The following is a 4,828-nucleotide window of genomic DNA, read 5'->3' as shown; positions in this document are numbered from 1 at the left end:
CCGTAGGCTTCAGGCATGGCAAGGGTAATAAGGTGTCCCATTGCCCATGTAACGAGATACCCACTTCCTTCTAAATATCCGTCCTTCTTGCTATTTGCCCCAACGATGCGGGCAATATCTCTGGCTACCGAGGGTTTCTCGGCGATAATACAAGTTGTCATAGTCAGTAAATAATTAAGGGTTACATCTTACGTCCACGGGACTTCTTCTGTTTGTTCTCGTCCTGCTTTTGCTTTTGGGCAGCAGTAGGTTGTGTCTGTCCCGTTTTGAGTGGTTCTTTCACATCCTTGGTGGCTTCGTTGGTCTTGCCTTGATTGTTCACGGCAATCTGTGTTTTGTGTTCTTCGGCTACGGCTACCACCTTTTCCTTGCCGGTCTCCTGCTTCTTGTCAGGATTCCACTTGTAAAAGCGGGGGCGGTTCTGTTCCTTGTCCATCTTGACGTAGGCATTGAAGGATTGCCCTTCCTTGTCCACCATATTCTTCAGATAGAGCGTGCGACCGCTGTCCAAGGCTTCACGCTGTTTTTCGCTCAGTTCCAAACCGCAGAGTTTATGTGGTGCGCCTTGTTGCTGCGTGTGCTGCTGTCGCTCTTTCAATCCTTGCTTGCCATCGAAGATAAACTCGATGCCTTTCTTCTCGGCATTGACTTGCAGGGTGGCATCAAAGGACTTACCGCTCTTGGCGGTCATTCCTTCCACTTTCACAGCTTTGCCTTCTACAAGGTCTTTATACTGTGCATCGGAAAGCGTAACGCCTTTGATTTCCTTTGGGATAGCCACACGGTCGGCACGAAGGGCGATGAGTTCGTTGGTCTGTGGGTCAATAGAGACATAGGCAGCAAATGGCTCTCTATTCTTGGGCGTAATCTCAATGGTCTTGCCAAGATTGCCCGTTACAAGGAGTTGTTCTTTCTCTTCGGGCGAGAACTTGTGTCCCATATAAGGGAAATCGAGCTGTGGCTCTTTGCGGAGTGGATGAACTGCCAAACCGATGTTGCCATCGCTATCGGTACGAAATGCCAAACGGGCATCGGTGTAGATGGTGGTGTCACCAAAAGGTATGGCAATCGTTATAAGATTGCTCTTCTGCCAGTTGAGCATTTTTGCCAACTCTCCGCTTTGTTCCAACCGCTCACGGGTAAGTCCAAGGCTGTCAAGTTGCTTCCAATCAATCTTCGATTCGTCAATGGCAGTGGCATTCTTCTGCTTGGGCAGAAAGTCCTCAAAGCGCACCTGACTGTCTGCCAACTGCTGCTTGTTCTCTGGCTTCTCTCGATTTTGCAGCATCGAGTGTAGTGATGCCACGCCTTGCTCCACATTGTTAGCCACTACCTTGTAGAGCCCAAACCGAGTTGGCTCGTTGAACTGTTTGAGGAAATTGGTCATGAAGTTTTTCAGCAAGCCGTCCTTGTTGTTGAACTTCAAGAAGGCCGCTTGATGCACATCTTGGGCTTCCGTGGTTTGGAGTTTGCCTTTGTCATCAATACCTGAAACTACTGAGAGCTTTCCTGCTTCATTCTCGCTCTTCACTTCCGTGCGGTCTTCCAATACCAGAACATAGTTGTCATTGTTGTTCGATTCCATAATCATTTGTTATTGAGTGAATAAATTGTTATCAAGCAGCAAAGTTACACGTATAATAGAAGTAAATTTTGATATCGGGACATCACGAGAAAAACAAGGAAATAAAAAGAAAGAAAAAAGTTATATAAAAATTTGGAAGTTTGATTTTAATTATTTACATTTGCGACCAATAACAATAGTATTTGTAACCAAACAACTCAAATCCATGAACCTATGAATATGAAAAAGAGTTCTACATTTTTTATTATGTTACTATTAGCACTGTCTGCACATGCACAAATTGACAATGGCTCATTAATGGTGGACAGCATTATCCGCACATTGCCCGAAGTGATGGTTAAAGGTCAACGCCCAATTGTGAAGACAGATGGGACAAAACTAATCTATAATATCTCTAAGTTAATCGAAAATAAAGGCATTGACAATGCATACGACGCAATTAGGTTGCTACCAGCCGTAAATGATCATAATGGTGTGTTATCCCTCTCAGGCAAGAGCGTGACAGTCATGTTGAATGGGAAAAAATTAACGATAGATGCCGATCAGTTAAACACACTGCTCAAGTCTATCCCTGCCGATCAGATTAAGTCTACAGAAGTAATATATACGGCTCCGGCAAAATACTTGGTGAGAGGGGCTGTCATAAATATTTTACTTAATCATGCTCATAACAATATACAAGGTAATATAATAACTTCATATAATCAAAGCCATTATGCAAAATTTAATGATCAAATAGTATTAAATTACAACAAAGGTAAGTTTTCGGCTAATTTAATCTATAAATTTGATAAAGGCAAGAGATTCTCCAAGGAAAGAGAAGAGGCAATCCATCAATTAAGTGACGGAAATATTTATAACATCAACACAAAATCGTCATTGTTAAGCAAATATACAGAAAACTCAATACGATTTGGCATTGACTATAATTGGAGCGACTATCATTACTTATCTTTTGCCTATAATGGAAGTTTCAAGAGATTAAATGGAGAAAATAACATTTCAGGAAATATAGAGTCAAAAATATTCAACAAGACAGAAAGCACACTGCATAATTTCAGTTTAAGCTATGCCCTGCCTTGCGGTCTAAGCCTTGCCACTGAATATACATATTACAATTTACCATCAAGTCAGTTGTTAAATAGTACCTTGCCTAATCGTATCCTCAACTTTTCAAGTGAAGAAAGACAAAAAATAAATCGTGTGGAGTTTGATGTTGTGAAAAATAACCAATTATCAGAGGCTCTTTCACTAAACTTTGGTGCATATTACACATTGAGTAGAGATCACAGTAATCAATATTACTCCTCCACTGGAAATAATACAGAAAACTTCCCTGTGAATGATTCTTTCCTTGCTAACGAGGATATAGTGAATATTTTTGTGGGCACAGATTACAATATATCTAAAATGTTTACAATAAATTTATCCTTAGCGGCAGAGTATTATCATAATCCAAGTTGGAATAAATGGTGTATGTATCCTTCTGTTATAATGACGTATGCTCCCAAAAGTCCTCATTTTGTTCAATTGGGTTTTAGCAGTCAAAGTGTATTCCCTAATTATTGGGAGGTTAAGAATTTTACCGACTATACTAATGGTGGGTATGATCTCATAGTAGGCAATCCTGCTCTAAAACCTTCAAGAGAATATAACATTAACTTATTGTACCTCTTTCGTAAAAAATACAATCTTAATGTTTGGTATAATTATGTTGACGACTATTTTAAGCAGATTCCTTATCAAATGCCTGATGAGTTAAAAGTAATATATAAAAGCCTAAATTTTAATTATCAACAACAGTTGGGCTTCCAATTATCAGCACCTTTAAATATAGGAACTAAATATTCCTCAAATTTTGACATTATGATAGCTTGGCAAAAAGAAAAATGCACCCAATTTTATGATATACCATTTAATCGTAATAAACTATGGGCGCGATTCAATCTAAGAAATACATTTATTGTTATTCCGAATAAGTTATTTGTCAATTTAAATGGAGTAATACGGACGAAAGCAATACAAGCCATATATGATTTGCCGGCTTCTGGCAGTGTAGATGCAAATGTTGTTTATCAGTTCTGGCAAAAGAAATGTATGTTAAAGATATATTGCAATGATATTTTCGAAACTTCGTCCATTAATCCGGAGATACATTATAGAAACCAAAAATTGAAAATGGATTTTACTGCATTTAGAAATTGGGGTATCACATTTTCCTATAAATTTGGTAGCTTTACCCATAAGGATTATGACGAGGTTGATACTTCACGATTTAAGAAATAAAAGATAAAGTCCACAAATAACCAAAGACTTAAAACTTATGGTTTGGTATTTATAAATAAATTATTATGAGTAAGCAATTTAGATTATCGCTTGACGAAACTGCAAAGCTCCTTGGAAGTTCAAATTGCAGTTTAGGTAACAGCACGCTTGACAAATGCTTAAGCAGTATGAGAGGTGGAGGTCATGGTAAACCAACTAATTCACCTACTAATCATCTTAAGGCTCATGGAGATGTTTCATGGGACAAATACAGCAGTGTAACAAATATGTTGTTGTAATTTCTTCTTTCAACATAGTATTGTAATTCAATACTATGTTGGAAAAATTCTTCAAGCTAAACGTTATGATAATAAATTCTGTATTATTAAAAATAACTAACAGGTGTAATCTTAATTGCAAGTATTGCTACATGTATAACTTGGAAGATAAATCTTTCAAAACTTTGCTTGGTATTATGCCTGAGGAAGTGGCAATCTTGTCTATAAATAAATTCTATGAACATTGTATAGAAAATAATATAAAAGAGTTCTTATTTGTGTTTCATGGAGGAGAACCACTTATGCAGAAAAAAGAATTCTTTATAAAGTTTGTAAATTATGCCCATGAAGTCTTTGATTCTAATGTCATTGTTTATTTTGCAATTCAATCAAATGGAACTTTATTAAATGCTGATATAGCAAAATTATTTGCTGATTTGAAAATACAAATAGGTGTTATTATATTGATGCGTCTGAAAAACTGAAAAGTGATAGTTTACGCTCTTGGCTGATTGATAGTTACAGTGTGCTTAACCAAGTGCAAGCTGATAAAAAGCTGGAAGGGCGAATACTTTTCGAGGATATTCCTTCGGGACATGAATGGCTAACCAGTATCATGCAGGCTATGCGAGAAGAAAAGGTGCTTTATATCACTTATCAAGGATTTGGTAAACCTATAGAGAATAGTTTTGAGATAGAA

At 37.6% G+C, this 4,828-nt stretch carries 4 protein-coding genes and 1 pseudogene; 3 read left to right on the top strand and 2 right to left on the bottom strand.

What is annotated here, in order from left to right; translation table 11 throughout:
* Both HMPREF9018_RS10675 and HMPREF9018_RS05330 read right to left on the bottom strand, forming a co-directional pair.
* Nucleotides 1–161, bottom strand: a pseudogene (locus HMPREF9018_RS10675) (toprim domain-containing protein); the annotation flags it as partial.
* Between the two features lie 20 nt (nt 162–181).
* Nucleotides 182–1,585: a DUF3945 domain-containing protein gene (locus tag HMPREF9018_RS05330; protein WP_008449063.1), complete on the bottom strand. Its 1,404-nt coding sequence runs from the start codon at nt 1,583–1,585 to the stop codon at nt 182–184.
* A gap of 213 nt (nt 1,586–1,798) precedes the next feature.
* Here HMPREF9018_RS05330 and HMPREF9018_RS05320 point away from each other — a divergent pair, with 213 nt between their 5' ends.
* From HMPREF9018_RS05320 to HMPREF9018_RS05310, 3 genes are all read left to right on the top strand, one after another.
* Nucleotides 1,799–3,871, top strand: a complete 2,073-nt coding sequence (locus tag HMPREF9018_RS05320; RefSeq protein WP_050773468.1) for an outer membrane beta-barrel protein — start codon at nt 1,799–1,801, stop codon at nt 3,869–3,871.
* 65 nt (nt 3,872–3,936) lie between these two features.
* On the top strand, nt 3,937–4,149 hold the full coding sequence (locus HMPREF9018_RS05315; protein ID WP_019036730.1) for a hypothetical protein: 213 nt from the start codon (nt 3,937–3,939) through the stop codon (nt 4,147–4,149).
* A 35-nt stretch (nt 4,150–4,184) separates the two neighbouring features.
* Nucleotides 4,185–4,613: a radical SAM protein gene (locus HMPREF9018_RS05310; protein WP_306305548.1), complete on the top strand. Its 429-nt coding sequence runs from the start codon at nt 4,185–4,187 to the stop codon at nt 4,611–4,613.
* Nucleotides 4,614–4,828 lie beyond the last annotated feature (215 nt).

This window comes from Prevotella amnii CRIS 21A-A (assembly GCF_000177355.1).
Taxonomy (GTDB): Bacteria; Bacteroidota; Bacteroidia; order Bacteroidales; family Bacteroidaceae; genus Prevotella; species Prevotella amnii.
This window is presented reverse-complemented; position numbering and strand designations above follow the sequence as displayed.

Coding starts and splice junctions, on each gene's coding strand:
- HMPREF9018_RS05330 (WP_008449063.1), bottom strand. CDS start 1,585: ATGGAATCGAACAACAATGACAACTATGTTCTGGTATTGGAAGACCGC.
- HMPREF9018_RS05310 (WP_306305548.1), top strand. CDS start 4,185: ATGTTGGAAAAATTCTTCAAGCTAAACGTTATGATAATAAATTCTGTA.
- HMPREF9018_RS05315 (WP_019036730.1), top strand. CDS start 3,937: ATGAGTAAGCAATTTAGATTATCGCTTGACGAAACTGCAAAGCTCCTT.
- HMPREF9018_RS05320 (WP_050773468.1), top strand. CDS start 1,799: ATGAATATGAAAAAGAGTTCTACATTTTTTATTATGTTACTATTAGCA.